Here is a 19,615-nt window from a genome sequence, read left to right as displayed (position 1 = left end):
CTGTCCCAGAGCACCCCAAAACCACCCCAAAAACCCAAGGAGCCCCATGACCGCAAAGACCGCAGAACAGCAAATTGGCAGTGTGGAACAAAAATTCCACGAACTTCTCACCTGGCGTGACCTGAAAAGCCTTCCCCTGACACACGCCCGGTTCAAAAGCCAGACCTCTGATTGGCAGGACTGGGACCCCACCACCCCATGGCCTTCCAGAGATTTCCCGGTTCAGATGGAGTTTCTGGCGCAGGTGCCTCAGGAATGGGCTGGACACGACGTGCACCTGAAGACCCATGTGGGCGGAGAAGCATTGCTCAAAGTGAATGATGAAATCGTCGGAGGACTGAACCCCTACCACAAGGAATACCCCATCCTGAAGCATGCACAGGGCGGAGAAAACCTGCACATCCACATCACCGCTTCGCCCAAAGGGCTTTTTGGCAGTCCCATTTTCAACAACACCATCGAAGAAATCCGACTGCTGGTGCCAGACGTGCAGGTGCGCAGCTTTCTGGAAGACGTGCAGGGCTGCCTTGATGCCGCCAAATACCAACTCAAAGCAGGAAAACACGAACTGGCCGGAATGCTGGCCGACCTGATGCTGCAAGCCCTCTCGGGTCTGGACCTCCCCAGAACCCCGAGCCGTGATTACCTCGGGCAATTGATGAAACACCCTCAGGCCAGCGGATTTGTGGCCGGGCTCTGGGACGAATGGGCTTTCGAAAAGGCCGATTTGCTTTTGTCCAGAAAGACCCGCGAAACCTTGCAGCTTCGCCAGAATGAACTGCAAGCTGCGTTGCAAGACCTCAAAAAGCGCTTTCCTTCTGAAGGACGGGTGCTGACCTCAGGACACGCACACATCGACCTCGCATGGCTCTGGCCGTTCCATGAAACGCGCCGCAAAGTGGAACGCACCTTCGGAACGGTGCTGCACCTGATGGACCGTTACCCCGAGTTCACCTTCAACCAGAGCAGTGCACAGGCTTACCAGTGGATCGAGCAGGACAACCCCACCCTGTTCGCCAAAATTCAGGAGCGGGTCAAAGAAGGCCGCTGGGAAATCATCGGGGGCATGTGGGTGGAACCAGACGGCAACCTGCTCTCTGGAGAATCGTGGGCCAGACAGCTTCTGTACGGTCAACAGTACTTCAAGAGCCGATTTGGCAAGCAGGTTCAGGTGTGCTGGATGCCCGACACCTTCGGATATGCAGCCAACCTGCCCCAACTGCTGCAACTGGCGGAAGTGCCGTATTTTTTCACCAGCAAACTCAACTGGAACGAAACCAACACCTTCCCTTACGACCTGTACCACTGGGAAGGCATTGACGGCACACAGGTGATTGCCCACACCTTCTGCAACCCCAATCAGGGCTACAACGGCAGCATCGAAGCCTTTGACATCGCAGAAACCTGGAAAAGTTTCCGTGGAAAACGGGCTTTTGACACCACCCTGCTCTCCTTCGGACATGGAGATGGCGGAGGAGGTCCCACCGAGGAAATGCTGGAGCGCTACGACCGCCTGAAAGATTTCCCCGGACTGCCCAAAATTGAAATGGGACGGGTCCATGACCTGTACCAGCGTTTTGAAAAAGAAAGCGGCCCTCTGCCTGTCTGGGTCGGAGAACAGTACCTCGAACTGCACCGGGGCACCTACACCACACAGGCCCACACCAAGAAACTGCACCGCGAACTCGAAACCCTGCTCCCAGAGGCCGAAGCCGCCTGCGCTCTGGCCCATCAACTGCTCGGGTCTGCGTATCCCACAGCGCAACTGCATGACCTCTGGACCACTTTCCTGCTGCACCACTTCCACGACGTGCTGCCCGGTTCCAGCGTGCATGAGGTGTATCAGGACACCCTGCAAAACCTCTCAAGGGTCAAAACCGAAGCCGAGACCCTCCGCCACACTGCCCTGCAAGCCCTCAGTCAGCAAGTGCAGTTGGTGGGCTTTGAGCAGAAACTGGTGTTCTGGAACTTCAGTCTGCAAGAACGCCCCTTGCAAGCCACCGTGCCCTGCCTGCAAGACGACCCCATCCGCCTGATTGCCCCGGACGGGCAGGAAGTGCCCCACCAGAGGGAACACGACACCCTGATTCTGGACGCAAACCTGCACATCCCTCCCATGGGTTATCTGGCTCTGGGCGTGCAACCCGAGACCCAGCAAGAGCAAGTGGTCAACCTGATCGCCACCAGCAGCCTGCTGGAAAATGCCCACCTGCGTGTCGAAATTGGCGAAGACGGCACGGTGCATGCCTTGATCGACAAGACCTCTGGTCGCAATGTCCTGAAAGAGCGCGCCAACCAGATCTGGGCTTACCCCGACCTGCCCCGCCACTGGGAAGCCTGGGATGTGGACCCCAACTACGCCACAGACGGACAGGAAATCAAAGCCCTGAAAGCCCCTGTGCTGGTGCAAAGCGGTCCCTTGCAGGCCACCATCGAAGTGGAACGCGAACACAACGGCACCCGACTGATCCAGAGGTACGTGCTGGGCCTGAACGCCAAGCGCCTCGACATCGAAAACCACCTGATCTGCCACGGACGCCGCACCCTCTGGCGTGCCCAGTTCCCCCTCAACGTGCGCAGCCACGAAGCGTGGTATGAAACGGCTTATGGGGCTCTGGCCCGCCCCACCCACCGCAACACCAGTTGGCAACAGGCCCAGTTCGAAGTGCCTGCCCACCGTTGGGCCGACCTCAGCGAAGCCCACGCCGGGGTGAGCCTCCTGAACAACGGCAAATACGGTCACAGTGCCCATGGAAACACACTCGGACTGACCCTGCACCGTTCTCCCCTCTACCCTGACCCCATGGCCGACGAGGGCGAATACCACTTCACTTACAGCCTGTACCCCCACGCTGGAGACTGGAGAAACGGCACCGTTCAGGAAGCCCAGAGGCTCAATTCTCCCCTTTGTGGCATCTGGACCTCTGAAACGGGTGACTGGGAACCCTCCAGAAGTCTGGTTCAGGTCTCGGGGCAGGGTGTTCAGTTCTCCAGCCTCAAGAAAGCTGAAGAGGGGAACGGCCTGATCCTGAGGGTGTACGAAGCCCTCGGAGGCAGCAGCACCGTTCAGGTGAATGCCGAAGGGTTGCAGGTGGCCGGAGAAGTGAACCTGCTGGAACATCCTCTGGAAGGAAGCGCGGAGATTCGACCCTTTCAGGTGAAAAGCATTTTGCTGACTTCCGAGAAGTAAAAGCGGAGGAACAGCATTCCGTGCAAGTTCACAGCGAGAAAAATTCGGACAGAACATCACAGCTCGGCCAACGTCATTTGTGAAATTGCAACAGCACACCCTGTTCCCTGCCCATAGAAAACCCCGTCCCCTCAGAGCAAGGGGACGGGGTTTTCTGCCATCAGCAACTGCTGACTTGGGGCGTGCTGGTGAAAGTGAAATTGTTGAACCTGAATTCAACGGGCTGAAAATTCGCGGGGTTGTCCGCCCGGAACAGCCAGAGGTTCATGTGGAGGGGCATGCTTTCCGCCGAAATGAAGTGCGAAGCGTCATACCAGCCTGCAATGCTCTGGGTGGAGGTGGAGATGGCCCCTGCGTTGGTGCGGTTGGTGGTTTCCAGCAAAGTCTGGTTGCCGGTGTTGTACACCTGGAACCGGGTGCAGCGGAAGCGGTTGGACAGTTGGGTGGTGTGTCCGTGAAAACCTTCCATCAGCACGTAATTGGCGGTTCGGGTGATGCGGTGGGTGGTGTAGGTGCCGCCCAGACTCTGGCTGAATTTCTGGTGGAAGGATTGCCCTTCGGCGGTGTAGGGGCTGTAACCGCTGTTGATCAACAGGTTTCGACCCTCTACGGTGCCCGGATAGACCGTGTAATTGACGGGACCGTTGCTGTCGTTGCCCCAGCGGGCAAACTCGATGTCCATCTCCTTGTAGCCGTCGGAGTCTGGTCGTCCTGCCGGAGCAATGGTGGAGTAAGGAAACAGCCCGAGCACCACCTGACGGTCAATGGTGCTGAAATCCCCCACCATGTTCCAGGTGTAGGTTCCGGTGCCCAGGGTTTGCTGGGTTTTGATTTCGGCGCTTTCCCACACGCCTGCGGAAGGATCCAGCCGCATGACCAGTTGCCCGGTGACATCGTCCACGCAGATGTTCTGGGGGGTGAACACATTGGGTCCGGGTCCGACTTCGCTGCCCTGTGAGTCCTTGACCGTCCATGTGCGGCCTGCCCACTGGATGGTGGATTGTCCACATTGCAAGGCCTGCCCTTGAATGGGTTGAGAGGTCTGGGTTTGAGGGGATTGCTGGGAACAGGCAGCAAGCAAGACGCTTGCCAGAGCAAGAAATTTGAGTTTTTGCATACCTGTACTGTAGTGGAGGAGTGAAATAAAATTTCAAAATGTATATACAAATATGAAATTCTTGGTGCTGTGGTCCAGAAACCCCTCCACAGAAAATGGCTTCATGAAGCACCGTCCATAAAGAAGTTGTGCTTTTGGATCCTTGCTCCAAAAGTTTACAGTTCACAGTGGAAAGTTGACAGCAAACACTGTCCTGTGAAAGCTGAAAGTGATGGGGTAGCATCATTTGGGAAACTGCAGCAAAGCCAGTGTGAGTGGGATTTTGGGAAGTGGGGCCAGCCTTGGGTCTGCCTGTTTGAGTTCTGAAATGCAAAATCGGCTATGCTCAAAAAGTGAAATTGAATTTCAGTCTTTGGATGGATGGGATGTTTCCTGCCAGAACAGTCAGACAAAACCCACATGCCTCCTCGGGCAAAGGGGTAGAGTGCCGATCATGACCCAGCCCGAGTCCTCGCTCCTTCAACGCCTGCGCCAGCAGGTGGACCAGTTGGCGCCCGCCATGCAACAACTGGCCCGGCACATGCTGGACCAACCCAGAGCGGTGCTTCAGCAGTCGGTGCAGGAATTGGCCCGTGCAGCAGAGGTCCCGGATGCCACGGTGACCCGTCTCAGTCGGAAATTGGGTTGCACAGGATTCCCGGACCTCAAAATCAAACTGAGTGCCGAACTCGCCCAGCAGGAAACGGCCCCCAAAGCAGGAGACCCCCTGCTCGGGGTGTCCTTGCAGCACATGGTCACCTCCATGTACCAGAGCCGCGACACCCTTGATGCAGGTGTGTTGCAGCAGGTGATCGCGTCCCTTGTTCGGGCTTCACGCATTGAAATTGCAGGAGAGGGAAACAGCCAGCTTGCCTCCCGTTTCCTGCTGGAAAAACTGCTGAAACTCGGGTTGCCTGCCTCCAGCCACGCAGACCCCAGAGTGATGTGCCTGCATGCCAGCACCCTCGGGAAAAGTGGGGTTTTGCTGGCGTTCAGCCGTTCTGGCAGCACCCACACCGTTCTGGAATACCTGAAACTGGCCCATCAAGGCGGAGCCCTGACCGTCCTGATCACCCACAGTTCCCACCCAGTGCCCGATTTTGTGTCCTGCGCTCTGGTTCTGGCCGCTCCAGAGCAGGCCGGATCGGTTTCTGCGTTGATCGGGCAACTCTGGGTGGCGGAAGTGATCTGCGAAGGGGTGGCCCAGCAAAGGACTTGAAGGATGGCTTCATCCACCTGAAGGCCCTGTGCTCAAAAAAATGGGTCAGAACTCAGGCCAAGCCAAGAGGTCCAGATGCAACGCTTCCACTGCCCGCACCAGAGCCCCTGCCGCCGTGGCGTCCCGGCCCAGTTTGCTGTCCAGCACACCAATGCGTTGGGGAAGCAAAGCCCGCACCCGGCTTTTGAGTTGCGAGGTCTCTGGAATCAAAGGGCTTTCGTAAATCACGATGGCGTTCAGGTCCAGAGAAACCCCCAGAGCGGAAATCACGTTGGCAAGGGCCACTTCTTGATTCTCCGGGTCCAGGTCCTCGATGGACATCACCTGTGTTCCGACGCTCCATTTCACCAGAGAGATTTCTCCGGCCAGCCCACGTTCGCCCCGGCACAATTGCCCGTTCTGGAACAGACCCATGCCAATTCCAGAGGGTCTGCGCCTGAGCAGCACCAGAAAGTTCCTTTCCCCTTGAATGGCCCCGATTTCCTGCTCGGCCATGGCGGCCAGATTGGCGTCGTTTTCCAGAATCAAACGGGTGCCCAGACGGTCACATTGGGCCTTCACTTGCAGCAGGTCCAGCTCTGGGAGGCCGTTGGGCACGTAAGGCTGGCCCTGTCCATCCACCGGAGCTGCCAGCCCGAGGCACAGGTACTTGAGGGGATTGTTGGGATGCTGCCGGACATTCTCCTCGATGCAGGCCAGCACCCTTTCGGTGACGTGGCTCGGGTGCTGCACGGGCATGTCCTGCACCTGAAAAGACTGCCCCCGAATGTTGCTGCTGCCATACCGCAGTTCGTCCGGTTGCACGTCGATGCCCAGCACCCACCCGAGATGTGGATTGATGTGCACCTTCTGGGCGGGTCTGCCTGCAGAGCCTTCGCTGTAACCCTCCTCGACCAGAAAGCCTTCTTTTAAAAGGTCGTTCACAATGCTGGTGACGGCCACTTTGGAGATTCCGGTTTGCTCGGCGACCTCGGTGCGGGACGCGTCTCCGACTTGCAGGATTTGTTTGAGGATGGTGGCCCGGTTGAGCGCACGCAGTGAATTCAAGTTGCCCATGTTGTCTCCTCCGGTCTCAAATGGTTCTGACTTTCACAATGCCACACTTTTCCCGGTTTGCCAGCTTTTTCATCTGGAAAAGGCAGCCAGGTGTGGCCTGAACCGGATGCCCTTTCTTTGCAAGTGCTGCAATTGCTCGGGGATGCGTTGCAGAAACCCTTCAAGGTTTCTGCGTTCCTGAGGGGTCCAGCACATTTCTGCCACGGCAAAAAGCCTCGGGAACAGCATGTACTCGGTGTGTTCGGGGGTGGGCAGGTACTCGGTCCAGAGGTTGGTTTGCACCCCCAGCACCCGCTGTTTTTCGATGTCGGTCAGCCCAGCAGGCATCGGGTCGTACTGGTACACCTTCTCCAGAGGCAGGCATCCCCCTTGCGCCAGAGGTTCCAATTCGGGTGCACCGGACTGGTAATAATCCAGATACAGGTGGCTGTGGTGGCACACCACAATGGGATGCCCTTTTTGCACGGCTTCTCGGGCTTTTTCGGCATGCAGCCAGATCAGACCTACGGTGTTTTCGGAAAGTCCATCTTGCAGGATTTCTTCCCATCCGCACACTTTTTTCCCGGCTTTTTCCAGCGTCTCACTGACCGAGCGGGTCACGTATCCTTGCAGGCCTTTGACGCTTTCAAGACCCAGATCCTGTGCCAGTTGGTGCATTTCCGGGCTGTTCTCCCATTCGGTGGTGGGGCACTCGTCGCCTCCAATGCACACATAAGGGGAGGGGAACATTTCCGTGACCTCCAGAAGCACGGTGTTCAGGAAGTCCAGAGTGGTCGCTCTGGGATGAAACACCCGCTCGCTGATGCCCCACGAGGTCAGCACTTCTGTTCCTTCCCCTGAGCCAAACTCAGGATGTGCAGCCAGAGCGGCCTGTGCATGACCGGGGAGTTCAATCTCTGGAATCACCGTGATGAAGCGTTCCTGTGCGTACTGAATCACCTGCTGGATGTCATCCGGGGTGTACACCCCTCCATGTGGGGTGCCGTCAAAGGTCCACGGCTGGTCTTCGTAATGTCCGATCAGGGTTTCTTTGCGCCATCCGCCCACTTCCGTTAAACGGGGAAAAGCTGAAACGGGAATCCTCCAGCCCTGATCGTCTGTCAGGTGCCAGTGGAAGGTGTTCATTTTGAGTTCGGCCAGCACATCCAGCCAGACCAAAATGCTGGAAACCGGCATGAAATGGCGGGCCACATCCAGCATCAGGCCACGCCACCTGAACCTCGGGCGGTCCATGACCTGCTGACAGGGCACAGGCCCCCCTGAACGCAGCAATTGCAGCAAAGACATGCTGCCGTAAAACAAACCTGCCACACCCCATGCACGGATTTCCAGACGGGTTTTGTGCACCGAAAGTTGATACCCCTCTGGCCCGAGTTCAGGAAGGTGAGGGTCCAGCACGAACGTCAGGGTGGGCAAAGAAGCTTGCCACTGCACTTTGATCCGGGTTTCTTTCTCAAGCCGTTCAGTGAATTTGCGGGCTTCTGGCAGGGCTTCCCCCTCTGCATGGACAGAGAGGACGGCAGGAACATGGAAGTGCCCAAGGGCAGGCAAGACGGTCTCGGGAAGGGGAAGGATGCTGGTCATGGTTGCCTCATTTCACCGCGCCAGCCGTGATGCCAGCCACGATTTTTTCGGAAAGGAAGATGTAGAGAATCAAGGTCGGAACCACCACAATCATCACACTGGCAAACAGGCCCGCCCAGTCTCCGGTGTAGCGCATGGATTGCAAGAGGGCTTCAAGTCCAATGGATAGGGTGCGTTTTTCAGGGGAATTCACAAAAATGAGGGCCCAGAAGTACTCGTTCCAGAGGTTCACAAAATTGAAGATGGTCACCGTGACCAGTCCGGGCTGCGAGAGGGGCAGCATCACCTTCCAGAACGCCTGCACTTCGGTGCAACCGTCGATCATGGCAGCTTCCTCCAACTCTCTGGGGAGGGTGCTGAAGAACCCCGAGAGGAAAAACACCGTGAAAGGAATCGAGGTGCCCACGTAAATCAGCACCAGTCCGGTGATGGTGTTCACCAGATCCAGTTTCAGGAACAGGGTGAACATCGGAATCACCAGCATCACGCCCGGAATGGCCTGTGCAGAGAGCATGGCGGTGTTGATGGTCCGCCGACCCCGAAACTCAAAGCGGCTTAAAGCATATGCAGCCGGAGCAGAAATCAGGGCAATCAGCACCAGAGCGATCCCCACGTACCAGACGGTGTTGAAGAAGTAACGGCCCATGTTCAGGGTGGTCAGGGCGTTCAGGTAATTCTCGAAGTGCAGGCCCGAAGCCAGCAGGGTGTTGCTGAAAATCTCTCTGGTGGTGCTCAGGGAAGCCAGCACAATCCAGCCGATGGCCACCACCGCAAAGAGCGTCCAGAGCACCAACACCCCGTAAACCGGAAGTCGGGTCAGCAGGTGGGGAAGACGCGAAGGTGCGGGTTTGTCCTGCAAGGTGGGATGGGGTTGTTCGATCATGGTTCAGGTCCCTTCTCAGTACTGGAGCTGGTTTTTGCCCATCAGGCGGGAAATCAGGCCCGAGACCACCAGAACCACCAGCAGAATCATCAGTGCGGCAGCAGCGGCTTTGCCAATTTCCAGAGGGCTGCTGGAGTTGCCTCCAAAAGCCAGAGCGTACAGGTAGGTGGTGGGTGTCGAGGTCGCAACATCCTGTGAAATCGGTGAAAACAGCCTCGGGAACACGAACAGGTTGAACACCGTGATGCTCCACATGGTGAAGGCCACCCTCAGAACGTCTTTGAGCAAGGGCAGGGTGATGTACAAAAAATTCTGCCCCACATGAGCCCCTTCCAGCTTGGCAGCTTCGTACAATTCGGCTGGGATACGCTCGGCTCCGGCCAGCAGCAACAAGGTGAACCACCCGATGCTGCCCCACGCGTAGGCGATCAGCATGGCCCAGAAAATGGTGTCGGGTTGGGTCCACGCAATCCCTGCCAGACTGTCCAGCCCCAACCATGTGAACAGCTTCTTGAACAGGCCATATTGGGGCTGATAGATGTACTGGGTCCACATGGTCACCATCGCCACAGCATTGATGATGTTTGGAAAGTAAATCACCGCCCGAAAAAACGCTTTGAAGCGCACCCCGGAAGCCAGAGCCGCTGTGAACACGAACGCACTCAGAAAGACCGCAAGTCCACCCACCAGCCACACCAGCACCACATTGCCTGTGGCCTTCTGGAAGAGGGGTGTGTGCAGCAATTCAAGGTAATTGTCAAATCCACGAAATTCGGTGGGTGCAGCCGTGAAGCTCTCCACCCGGAAAAAACTCAGGTATCCGGTTTGCAGCAGCGGATACACGAACATCAACACAAACAGCAAGAGGGCGGGGGTCAGGAACAAAATCAAAGTCAAGGGTTTCAGTCGCATGGGTTCTCCCCAGTGTTCTTGTGCAGGTTCACATGCCTGAAAAGACCTGTTGTGAAACGGCATCAAGTTGGCAAGACAGCACGTTTTTTGGCCTTGTGCTTTCTGCTTTCTGCCTTCTGCAAGCCTGAAAGGAGAGGGAAGCCTTAAACTTCCCTCCCTTTTCACATCAGCGGCGGGTTTTCCAGAAAGCTGCTGTGTCCTTCTGCAAGCGCTGCACAAAGGCCTCTGGACTGCTTTTTCCGGTGAACAGGTCGGTCAGGGCGGGGGTGATCACGTTGTCGCCCAGTTCTCCGGCCTCTCCCAGTTCGCAGGCCCAGCCAATCGCCTGTTTGGCATCGTTGACCTGCTTCCATGCCTCATCCAGAGGGGCTTGCCACACCAGATCCTTGCGTGCCGAAGTGAACCCCGCTTTGACCATGGCCTGCTGGGTTTTCTTGCCCACCATGAACTCAATGAATTGGAAGGCCAGCTCGGGGTTTTTGGAGGCTTTGGGAATGGCCAGAGCCTGAGACCCCATCATCACGGTGGTGACTTTGCCGTTCCCTCCAGAGATGGCCGGGAATCCAAAGGTGCCCCACTTGAACTCGGGTCCGGTGGTGGCTTTGACTTCGCCGGGCAGCCAGGTGCCGTTCAGGTACATGCTGACCTCTCCCAGTGCGAGGCGTTGCTGGCCTGTCGGGTAACGGTTTCCTGCGGTCCCTTTGGCAAAGTACCCTTTTTGAAGCAACTCTTGCACGTTCTGCGCCAGTTTCAGGTAGCCCGGCGTGGTCAGCCACATTTTTCCAGTTTTGTCTTTGAGGGTGCGGGAAAGCTGGTTGCACCCTCCAGCGTAGCGTTCCACGAAATACCCAAACATCACATCGATGTAGGCGTCAATGTCGGTGGTGAGCGGTTCAAACCCGGCCTTCCTCAGCTGGTTGCTCACGGTCAGGAATTCCTCCCAGTTTTTGGGTTCTGCTTTGATGCCTGCTTTCTGGAAATGGTCTTTGTTGTAGAAAAACAGCACTGCAAACGGCTGGTACACCACAAAGTGGTTTTTGCCTGCCACCTGATACTGCTTTTGCAGGATGCTGTACAGGCTCTGGGCCACGGTCTGTTTGGGGTTGTCCATCGAGGGGCGTTTCAGGTAAGGGTCCAGAGCCAGCAGGTGTTTGTTGTACCGCTTCATCCAGTCGGTTCCGGTGTCAAAAACATCAATGCTGGTTCCGGTGTCCAGAGCAGGCAGGATCAGGTTTTTCACCTGCCGTCCCAGCCAGTTGACCTGCACATTCACACCGGGATGGGCGGCTTCAAAGTCTTTGATGGTGGCCTGAATGACCTGCCCTTGCGGTTCGGTCTGGTTCCACATCGACCAGTAGTTGAGGGTGGTTTTCTGGGCGTGGGCCGTTCCCAGAGTGAGGAGCAAGCTTGCGGTGAACAAAAGGGGTTTTTTCATGGTGGGTCCTTTCAGGGTTGGATGGTGTTGACGAATTTCAGGTTCTGCTTGCGAAGTTTCACAATCTGCTCTTGAAGTTCACTGAAACTGAGCGCCCGGTCTTTGACGTGCATCACCCAGTCCACGTCCTGCTCGTAGGTGCGTTTCTGGTTGGAGGCCAGAATGCCCCTTCGAATGAACCAGAGGTTGAAGTCCAGTCGCATTTTGCTGTCCGGGTACCACTTGCCGTCGTGCTGGGCGTACTGAACCCCATCCACGAAGTAGGTGACTTTGCCTTGATGCACCGTGACCATCACGGTGCGCCATCCTGCGTGGGATTTCTCGTTGGCAACCGGGTTTTGTTCTTCCACATAAGGTTCGTTTTTGTAGGCCGCCCAACTGGTGGTGAGCATGGTGGTGTTGGGGCGTCCCCACATCGGGGCACCGTTGGGCAGGTACTCGAAGTCCAGTTCGCTGTACTTGCTGGCATCAAAGTTCGGATCGTCTGGCAGGGCAGGGTCAGAAATGGTGAAAAAGGTCTGCACGACGCTGTCTCCATCCGGTCCGGGGGTTCCAGAGCTTTCTGGAATTGGCTGGTCGGTGAAACGCACTCTGGCGGCGTAAGTCCCTTCCAGATAAGCCAGAGGACCGTAAATCTCGGCCTGTCCGGTCAGGGCGGTTTCGTTGCCAGAGGTGAAGGCCGTGAGGCGCATCAGGGTGTTGCCTTTCTGGGCCGGGTCTTCCACAAAGCGGATGTGGTTTTTGGACCATGTGCCGGGCACGCCGGGACCACCGACCCCTTCGCGCACCGTCCATCCATTTCTGGAGAGGCTCGGGTCAAGGGAGGTCTGGTAGGCAAAGTCATCGAAGAAAGTCTGGGTGGGCATGGCAGGGGGCCTCAGGTTGGCGCAGGAAGTGAACACCATCACGGCAAGGGAAAGGCTGATACATCGTTTCATGGATCCTCCGGAAGGGAAAATCCAGCTTCCAGAGGCAGGGAGGGCCTGAAAACAACCATGGGGGAGGTCCCCTGAAACAGTTCAGGTGGGTGTGAAATCGGCTTGCATCAGGGAACGGAACCTTCTATGCTCAAAACCGGGAACGGTGGTTCTGACGGTGGTCGATGCTCTGGCAGGAGCAAAGACCCTCGGGTTTTCAGGCGGTCCATGCCACAGAAAACCGGACGGCTGCTGGGAATGAAGGGCGAAAGTGCTTCATCTGGCGGTCAGAACACAGCGGTTCCTGTTCTCCGGGATGACCTGGCAGTTGACCCGGAGAATTTTTTTGCTGGCTGACCGGTGGTCAAAAAGGGCTCTGGGGCCTCCTTTCTGCAAAAGCTTGCCGGGCAGACCCGGGTGGCTCCACTGGTGGATTTGAATTAATTAATACTAAGTCTTAATTAATTCGGTGTCAATGCGGGTGTGTTGTCATCTCTATCTGCTCTTGTGAAAGTGTCCATAGAAGGGGATTTTCTGGTTGTGGGGATGGCAGACCGGAGAATGCTGGTGTTGGCATGCTGCTTTTGACCACTGTCCATCACGGCTCAGAAAGGAAACCACAACCAACAGCACCACCAAGGCCTGTTCTATCGGTCGATCAAAATCAGGCTCTGGTGGTGCAGCAGATGGGTGAAGTGGGTTTCTGTGGGGTGGTCCCTGTCAGGTGCCCAGGTGACATCAAATCAAGACGTGCCCTGAATGGGTTGAAATCTTGTGGTGGGTGCTTCAATCAAACAGGGTGCGGAAGGCTTCCACCACTTCAGGGTCGAACATGCTGCCCGAGCAGCGCTCGATTTCTTGCATGGCTTCCTGATGGGGCATGGGTTTTTTGTAAGGCCGTTCTGAAACCAGGGCATCGTACACGTCCAGCACGCTGAAGATGCGGGCCAGCTTGGGGATGTCGCGGTATTTGAGCCTCAAAGGATAACCCGTTCCGTCCCACCTTTCGTGGTGATGCAACACCACTTCCAGCACATCTGCAGGCAAGGTGGGGATGTTCTTGAGCAGATCAAAACCAATTTCACTGTGTTTCTTGACCTGCTGGAATTCCTCTGGAGTCAACCTGCCGGGTTTGAGCAGGATGTGGTCCGGAATGGCCATCTTCCCGGTGTCATGCAAGTACGCTCCCCACCTGAGGGCATCCAATTCATCTGCTGACAGTCCCATTTTCATCCCGAGGCTTTGGGAGAGGTGCACCACCCGGTCGGTGTGGCCTTTGGTTTCGTAATCCCGGTACTCCAGAGCAAGCCCGAGGGTCCTGAGGGTTTCTTCGCGGGTGACGTAGAGTTCCTGCACGTGCTGGTTGCGTTCCACCGCCAGAGTGATGCGGTCCCGCATGGCGTGAATGAAATCCACTGCGGTGGCCGTGACGTAACTTTCTTGTTCCTCGTTCCCGAGGATGATCAAGCCATACAGCCGTCCCTGCTCGTTTACCGGACAGAGCACCACCTGCTCAGGGGTCATGATCATTCCGGCTTCAAAAGGCTGGATTTCTCGGGTTTCACGGTGGTAGACCATGGTGCCCCTGCGGAGTTGACGGCGGTGGTCAGATCCTCGCAAATGATGCATGTGTTCTTCAATGCGTTCATGCAGACCACTTGAGGACACATTGACCATGTGGTTGATGGTGAAGCCTTGGTCGTGGAGGTGCAGAAAGTACGCCTGATTGAAGGGCAGCACTTTCAGGGTGTAGTGGATGGCATGCTCAATGATGTCTTGCAGTGAACCGGCTTTTTCAATGTCGATGGTGAGATCCACCAACTCTCGGGTTCTCACCAAAGCTTCCACCAATTCATGGTGGGCTTGCTGGCGTTCGGTGATGTCCACAGTGGCGGTCACCATGCCCGTGAGTTGCTGTTGTTCGTCTCGCAAGAACTTGATGTGGCTTTCCACCCACACTGTGTGGCCTTTCTGATGCAGGCAACGGAGTTGTACAGTGGTGAACGCCTGATGGTTCTTGAGGGCCACCCGCAGGTGGTCCATGTACTCCTCACGGTCATCGGGGTGAACGACTTCCATGGTTTTCTCAAGCATCTCCTGGGGGGTGTATCCGAAGACATGCACGCACGAAGGGGACACGTACTGCTTGATGAAGTTGTGGTCGTAATAGCAAATCACATTCCGCATGTTCTCAGTGACGAGTTGCAGGGTGTGTTCACTCTGGCGGATGCGTTGCTCGTACTCGTCTCTCACAGTGATGTCATAAGGAATCACCATGCGGGCTGGACGGCCTTTGTACTGCATCGGGTAACTGCTGATCTCGACCATCAGCTTCCGTCCATCCCGTGTCTGGTGGATGGACACATTCCCATCTGGGACCACATAAGGCGCCTGCCGAATTTTCTGCAGGGATTGCTCAAGTTTCGCTGCTTCCTCAGGTGGACGGATGTCTTTGAGGGTCAGGTTGAGGAATTCTTCGCGGGTGTATCCATATTTGTGCTGGGCGGCCTGATTGACTTCCAGAAAGTGCAGGGTGTGCACATCGTAAATCCACATGGGGAGGGGATTGTGCTGGAAGACTTCCTCAAACACCTGATAGTTGCGCAGCAAGGATTCCTCATACATTTTCTGGGTGGTGATGTCTTTCAGGGTGATCAGACAACGGTCTACACCGGCTTCACAATCCTGAATGATTTTGGGGGCCAGGGCCAGCCACATCCTCTGGCGATTGCGGGTGTGCGCCAGAAATGAGAACTCAGCCAGAATGCCCTGTTGAAGGTTTTGCATGATGCTGCTGGCAGTGTCCGCATCGGTGATCAAGAACAGCAGTTTTTGCAGGTCACTTCCAAAATCCAGTTCGGTGTATCCAGTCTGTTTGCAAAACACTTCGTTGACGTAAATCAACCCCAGATGATCGCTGCTCCCTTCCTGGAAGCAGGTCAAGATCATGGGGTCGGGGGCCTGATCGATGATGCGCCGGAACACCATCAGGGACTGTTCCTCACAGATGTGTTCGGTGATGTCCCGGGCAAATCCCACTTCTTCGCCGTTCACATCAAAAGCTGCCCATTCCAGATGCACCACATGGCCTTTTTTGTGAAGGTAACGGTTCCGGAAACGCACGACCGTCTGACCGTTCTGTACTGCAACCCCTTTGTGCGTGGTTTTGCTGAGGTCTTCTGGGTGCACGAAGGAACGGTAATCCCGACCAATCATTTCCTCAGGTTGGTACCCGAGCAAAGTGAAACTGGACTGGTTGATGTTGGTGATGGTGTGGTTCTGGGCCACCAGGAACAATTCCGGAGCGAGGTCCAGCACTTTGGAGAGGTGGTCATTGTAACTCTTGCGGTTGGTGCGGGCCACGTGGTTTCCCCAACCAATGATCAAAGCCTGAATCAAACGGTGGGTGTGGGTGATGGCAAGCAGGTCAGGTTCTCGGGGGATTGGGCTCAGGGCATAAAGGAAGGCGGTGCAGCCATCGGTGAGTTTGAACACCGAGCAGACCAGAGTTTTCGCGTGACAAACGTGCATGAGGTTCTGTTCTGCATGGCTGAGGTGTTGGTGGTCACGTGTCCACAGAACAGCAGAAGCCTGCTGGCAGGCCTGATTGAGCAAACTGTCTTCCCGAATGTACATCAAACTCTGGAACAGCAGGGTTTCCTCTCCATCATTGAAACCGTGGTGTCCGATGGGAAGCATCCAGTGGGGGGATTCCTTTTCGGTCTGAATGAAGAGGATGGCATGGGTGGCATTCAGTGTCTGGGCGAAGAGGTGGGCGAAGGCACTTTCACTGCCGTTGGGCCATTCCATGGCGAGTTGTGCAGCTGTGGATGTGATGGTTTGGTGTAGGTTCATCAACGTCTCCGGCTTTCGGCACATGGAAAGTGCGAAGTGAATGGATTCGATGCATTGTGGGTGGATTTGAAGGGACGGTACAGGGACCTTTCCTGAATTTAACCTGAAAGTGTGAACAATTTGTAGACGTTGGATGTTCTGTTGATCTGCAATGTGAGTGATCTTTGGGTTTTCATCAACTGTAAACCCCAAAAAGACACCTTTTTGGTCCTTCATTCCCAAAATCTGAGAACAAGATGTCACATCAATTGACCGATCATCCAATGCCGTGATGGACCCACCTGCTCGGGGTGAGGTGTCCAAAAGGATGCCCAAGCAGGCACTTCACACCACCAGAAAGCAATTCAAAAACGCAAGTCTTGACGTTGGCTCTGGTGACTCTAGGATTTTGTGTGGGGTCTGTTTTTATCCCAACACCAAATCAGGCCAGCAGTCATTTTCAAGATCAAATTCCACAATCCGATTTATTTCTTCCTCAGAGATATTTTGGTGATTCATGGAAGACGACACAAAAAAGGCCGGGAACCCCCGGCCTCTTTCAATTCCATCCCCTGTATCAAGCAGGCAAAACCCGAGACACCTTCACCCTTTGCACCTGCACGCCATCCACAGCCAACACTTCCAGTTTGTGGTGAGGCAAGGCCACGGCGTCTCCGACCTGTGCAGGTCGCCCGAGTTCTTCAATCACCCATCCGCCCACCGTGGCAGCTTCGGTGTCCTGAATTTCATGGTCGGTGATGGATTCCAGTTCGCTCAAAAGCACCGTTCCACTCACGATGGCGGTGTCCTCGTCGATCTGCTGGATCTGGCTCGGGCGTTCGGTCAGGATGTCGCCCACCAGATCGCTCAGGGTCAGGATGCCCGAGGTGCCTCCAAATTCGTCCAGCACCACAGCCATGTGGGCGTGGCGTTTTTTGAGGACTTCCAATGCATCGGTCAGGTGCATGGTCTCGGGGATGCTCGGGAGGGGTCTCAGCAGCGTAGAAACGTTCAGTTGCCCTCCGGGGTGGCGGATGATGTCTTTGATGTGCAAATAGCCCAGCAACTGGTCAAGGTTGCGGTCCATGACCGGGTAACGGGAATGCTCTCCGCCCAGCAATTTGCGTTCGATGTCCTGCTTGCTGGCCCGCACCGACAGGGCTTCCACTCGGGTTCTGGGGGTCATCACCTCATGCACCTGACGCTCTCCAAATTCAAAAATGTTTTCGATGATGTGCTGGCGTTCTGCGTCCAGTTGGCCGCTTTCGGCGGTTTCCTGCACCAGATACTCCAGTTCATCGGAGGTGTAGAGGCGCTCACCGCTTCCCTCGTCTTTGATGCGCAGCAAACGCAGCAAACCAAAGGCCATTGTGTTCAGAACCCACACCAGAGGGCGGAACACAAAACCGAACACCCGGATGGGGGTGGCCACGCCGAAACTGGTCTGCTCGGGGGCTTGCAGGGCAAGGGCTTTGGGGATCATCTCGCCGAACACCACATGCATGTAGGTGATCAGGGACAGCGAGATGATGGTTCCCACCGTGTGGGATGCGGCATAACCCAGGCCTCCGTACACCTCCAGAGGCTTGTACAACCACGAAGCGATGGTTTTCTCTCCGTACATCCCGAGCCCGATGCTGGCCAAAGTGATGCCCAGTTGGCACACGGCAATGAACTGGTCTTTTCCGGTTGCCGATTTGATGGTTTTCAGGATGTATTTGGCAGGTCCGCTGCCTTGCTCAAGGGCCATCTGCACACGGGAGGCTCTGGCCCCCACAATGGCAAATTCTGCAGCCACAAAAACACCGTTCAGGGCGACCAGCACCAGAATGATCAGGATGGGAATCAGGTATTCCATCATGCCTCACCTTCCTGACGTTCACTGCTCTGGTGGATGCGAACACGGGTGACCTGTTTGCCTTCCACGGCCACCACTGTCAGGGTTACTCCGGCCACTTCAAGGGTTTCCCCTTTGACCGGAACGTGTTCCAGTTCGGACCAGACCAGTCCGCTGATGGTGTAAGCATCTTCGTCTGGGAGTTGCAGGTTCAGTTGCTGATTGACCGTGTGGATGGAGGCGTCTCCACGCACCAACATGTCTTCGCCGTCTTGCTGGAACAGGGGCTCTTGATGGTCAAATTCATCTTGCACTTCACCAAAAAGCTGCTCGATGATGTCTTCACGGGTGATCAATCCGCTCACTCCGCCGTATTCGTCGCTGAGGATGGCCATCACCTGTTTGTGTTCTTTCATTTGCTTCCACACGTCCTGCACCGACAACACGTCCGGCAGGATCAGGATTTTCTGCACCAGTTCCCCGAGCGGTTGCTGGGGGTTTTTTTGCTGGGCAAAATACAGATCTTTCACATGCACGGTGCCCAGAATGCGGTCCGGGGTGCCTTCGAACACGGGGAGGCGGGTGTGTGGGGTTTTCCTTGCCCGGTCCAGAGCACTGCTGACGGTTTGCTGCACGTTCAAAGCGTTCATGCGGACCCTCGGGACCATCACCTCACGCACGTTCATGTCGTCCAGGCTGAACACCCCTTGCAACAGGTTCCTTTCATCCCGGTCAATCAAGCCACCACGGGCACTTTCGGTGAACAGCATCTCCAGTTCCTCTGGTGAGTGAACGTGGCTGTGTCCGGTGTCGGCCTGAATGTTCAGCTTCCGCATGATGCCATAAGCCGAGCCGTTGTACAGGTGAATGAGGGGCCGAAACAGCCACAAAGAGAAGCGCATGGGGGGCAGGGTCAGGAGGGCCAATTTCTCGGGATAGCGCAAGGCCACGGTTTTGGGCAGCAACTCGCCCAGCACCACTTGCAGGGCGGTCAAAAAGACCAGCAGGATCAGGGTGGCTGTGGTGGTTGCAGCTGCCTGCTGCAAGTTCCCGAGCCGCTCAAAAAAAGGCGCAAGAATGGGTGCAAGTTGTGCCTGTCCGTAAGCACCCACAATCAGGCTGGACAGGGTGATGCCCACCTGGCAGGCCGCCACATACTCGTCCAGGTTTTTTCGGTCAGAAAGGATGCTTTGCAGTTTTTTCGCACTGGCATTGCCAGCTTCAATCATCTCTTGCAATCTGGACCGTCTGGCGCTGACGGTGGCAAATTCTGCCGCCACATACAGGGCGTTGGCCAGCACCATCAACATGATCACCGTCAAGGGGAGAACTGCGCCCACTCACACCACCCCCTTTGCGTCTGTGCGCACCATGATGGAGGTGGTGTAAGGCCTATGGGGAGGGTCTTCAGGTTCTCGGAAAATGTGTTTCATTCTGGTTCAGCAGTATAGGGCATAAATACATGGTGCTGCATCACCAAGCATACATTCTTCTTCTCATGGATTTCTTAATTTTGGCAGATGTCTTCATCTGGGTTTTAACTTTCTCTGGCGAGGCGGAGGCTTTCCCTTTTCTGAATCGCGTTCAGGTCAATTGATTTGGGACAGAAGGCAGAAGGCAGAAGGCAGAAGGCAGAAGGCAGAAGGCAGAAG

At 55.9% G+C, this 19,615-nt stretch carries 12 protein-coding genes; 2 read left to right on the top strand and 10 right to left on the bottom strand.

Translation table 11 applies throughout. From position 1 onward, the window contains the following. Positions 1-46: 46 nt before the first annotated feature. Entirely contained in the window at positions 47-3,190 is a 3,144-nt protein-coding gene (locus Q371_RS12270; protein ID WP_034340964.1) for an alpha-mannosidase, read from the top strand. A 160-nt stretch (positions 3,191-3,350) separates the two neighbouring features. Here Q371_RS12270 and Q371_RS12265 read toward each other — a convergent pair whose 3' ends face one another. After that, positions 3,351-4,307, bottom strand: coding sequence for a hypothetical protein (locus Q371_RS12265; protein WP_034340960.1), 957 nt, complete (start codon positions 4,305-4,307; stop codon positions 3,351-3,353). A 433-nt stretch (positions 4,308-4,740) separates the two neighbouring features. Here Q371_RS12265 and Q371_RS12260 point away from each other — a divergent pair, with 433 nt between their 5' ends. Next, on the top strand, positions 4,741-5,505 hold the full coding sequence (locus Q371_RS12260) for a MurR/RpiR family transcriptional regulator (RefSeq protein WP_034340957.1): 765 nt from the start codon (positions 4,741-4,743) through the stop codon (positions 5,503-5,505). A 45-nt stretch (positions 5,506-5,550) separates the two neighbouring features. On the opposite strand, the gene Q371_RS12255 is transcribed toward Q371_RS12260, so the two are convergent. The 9 genes from Q371_RS12255 to Q371_RS12215 form a co-directional block, all read right to left on the bottom strand. Then, a complete protein-coding gene (locus Q371_RS12255) occupies positions 5,551-6,561 on the bottom strand; it encodes an ROK family transcriptional regulator (RefSeq protein ID WP_034340955.1) in 1,011 nt (336 codons plus the stop codon). Positions 6,562-6,630: 69 nt separating this feature from the next. Next, positions 6,631-8,145: a beta-N-acetylhexosaminidase gene (locus Q371_RS12250; protein ID WP_051964187.1), complete on the bottom strand. Its 1,515-nt coding sequence runs from the start codon at positions 8,143-8,145 to the stop codon at positions 6,631-6,633. Positions 8,146-8,152: 7 nt separating this feature from the next. After that, positions 8,153-9,028: a carbohydrate ABC transporter permease gene (locus Q371_RS12245; protein WP_084571398.1), complete on the bottom strand. Its 876-nt coding sequence runs from the start codon at positions 9,026-9,028 to the stop codon at positions 8,153-8,155. A 15-nt stretch (positions 9,029-9,043) separates the two neighbouring features. Further along, complete coding sequence (locus Q371_RS12240; protein ID WP_034341061.1) at positions 9,044-9,940, bottom strand: carbohydrate ABC transporter permease; 897 nt, start codon at positions 9,938-9,940, stop codon at positions 9,044-9,046. A gap of 166 nt (positions 9,941-10,106) precedes the next feature. Further along, entirely contained in the window at positions 10,107-11,375 is a 1,269-nt protein-coding gene (locus Q371_RS12235) for an ABC transporter substrate-binding protein (RefSeq protein ID WP_051964183.1), read from the bottom strand. A gap of 11 nt (positions 11,376-11,386) precedes the next feature. Next, on the bottom strand, positions 11,387-12,313 hold the full coding sequence (locus tag Q371_RS12230) for a glycoside hydrolase family 16 protein (RefSeq protein ID WP_157442683.1): 927 nt from the start codon (positions 12,311-12,313) through the stop codon (positions 11,387-11,389). 765 nt (positions 12,314-13,078) lie between these two features. Beyond that, the gene (locus tag Q371_RS25705; protein WP_051964179.1) at positions 13,079-16,147 is read right to left on the bottom strand and encodes a PAS domain S-box protein; all 3,069 of its coding nucleotides are present in this window, start codon (positions 16,145-16,147) and stop codon (positions 13,079-13,081) included. Positions 16,148-16,703: 556 nt separating this feature from the next. After that, complete coding sequence (locus Q371_RS12220; RefSeq protein ID WP_034340952.1) at positions 16,704-17,987, bottom strand: hemolysin family protein; 1,284 nt, start codon at positions 17,985-17,987, stop codon at positions 16,704-16,706. Further along, a complete protein-coding gene (locus Q371_RS12215) occupies positions 17,984-19,303 on the bottom strand; it encodes a hemolysin family protein (protein WP_051964176.1) in 1,320 nt (439 codons plus the stop codon). Before Q371_RS12215 ends, Q371_RS12220 begins: the two co-directional genes overlap by 4 nt. Between the last annotated feature and the right edge of the window lie 312 nt (positions 19,304-19,615).

The sequence above is a fragment of the Deinococcus misasensis DSM 22328 genome (genome assembly GCF_000745915.1).
GTDB classification, from domain to species: domain Bacteria; phylum Deinococcota; class Deinococci; order Deinococcales; family Deinococcaceae; genus Deinococcus_C; species Deinococcus_C misasensis.
Note: the sequence above shows the minus strand (reverse complement) of the source record. Positions and strands in the feature narration are given on the sequence as shown.

Bases quoted from the DNA above. Each gene is read 5' to 3' on its own strand.
- Q371_RS12230 (WP_157442683.1), bottom strand. From the start codon at position 12,313: ATGAAACGATGTATCAGCCTTTCCCTTGCCGTGATGGTGTTCACTTCC.
- Q371_RS12220 (WP_034340952.1), bottom strand. From the start codon at position 17,987: ATGATGGAATACCTGATTCCCATCCTGATCATTCTGGTGCTGGTCGCC.
- Q371_RS12255 (WP_034340955.1), bottom strand. From the start codon at position 6,561: ATGGGCAACTTGAATTCACTGCGTGCGCTCAACCGGGCCACCATCCTC.
- Q371_RS12235 (WP_051964183.1), bottom strand. From the start codon at position 11,375: ATGAAAAAACCCCTTTTGTTCACCGCAAGCTTGCTCCTCACTCTGGGA.
- Q371_RS12265 (WP_034340960.1), bottom strand. From the start codon at position 4,307: ATGCAAAAACTCAAATTTCTTGCTCTGGCAAGCGTCTTGCTTGCTGCC.
- Q371_RS12260 (WP_034340957.1), top strand. From the start codon at position 4,741: ATGACCCAGCCCGAGTCCTCGCTCCTTCAACGCCTGCGCCAGCAGGTG.
- Q371_RS25705 (WP_051964179.1), bottom strand. From the start codon at position 16,147: ATGAACCTACACCAAACCATCACATCCACAGCTGCACAACTCGCCATG.
- Q371_RS12240 (WP_034341061.1), bottom strand. From the start codon at position 9,940: ATGCGACTGAAACCCTTGACTTTGATTTTGTTCCTGACCCCCGCCCTC.
- Q371_RS12250 (WP_051964187.1), bottom strand. From the start codon at position 8,145: ATGACCAGCATCCTTCCCCTTCCCGAGACCGTCTTGCCTGCCCTTGGG.
- Q371_RS12270 (WP_034340964.1), top strand. From the start codon at position 47: ATGACCGCAAAGACCGCAGAACAGCAAATTGGCAGTGTGGAACAAAAA.
- Q371_RS12245 (WP_084571398.1), bottom strand. From the start codon at position 9,028: ATGATCGAACAACCCCATCCCACCTTGCAGGACAAACCCGCACCTTCG.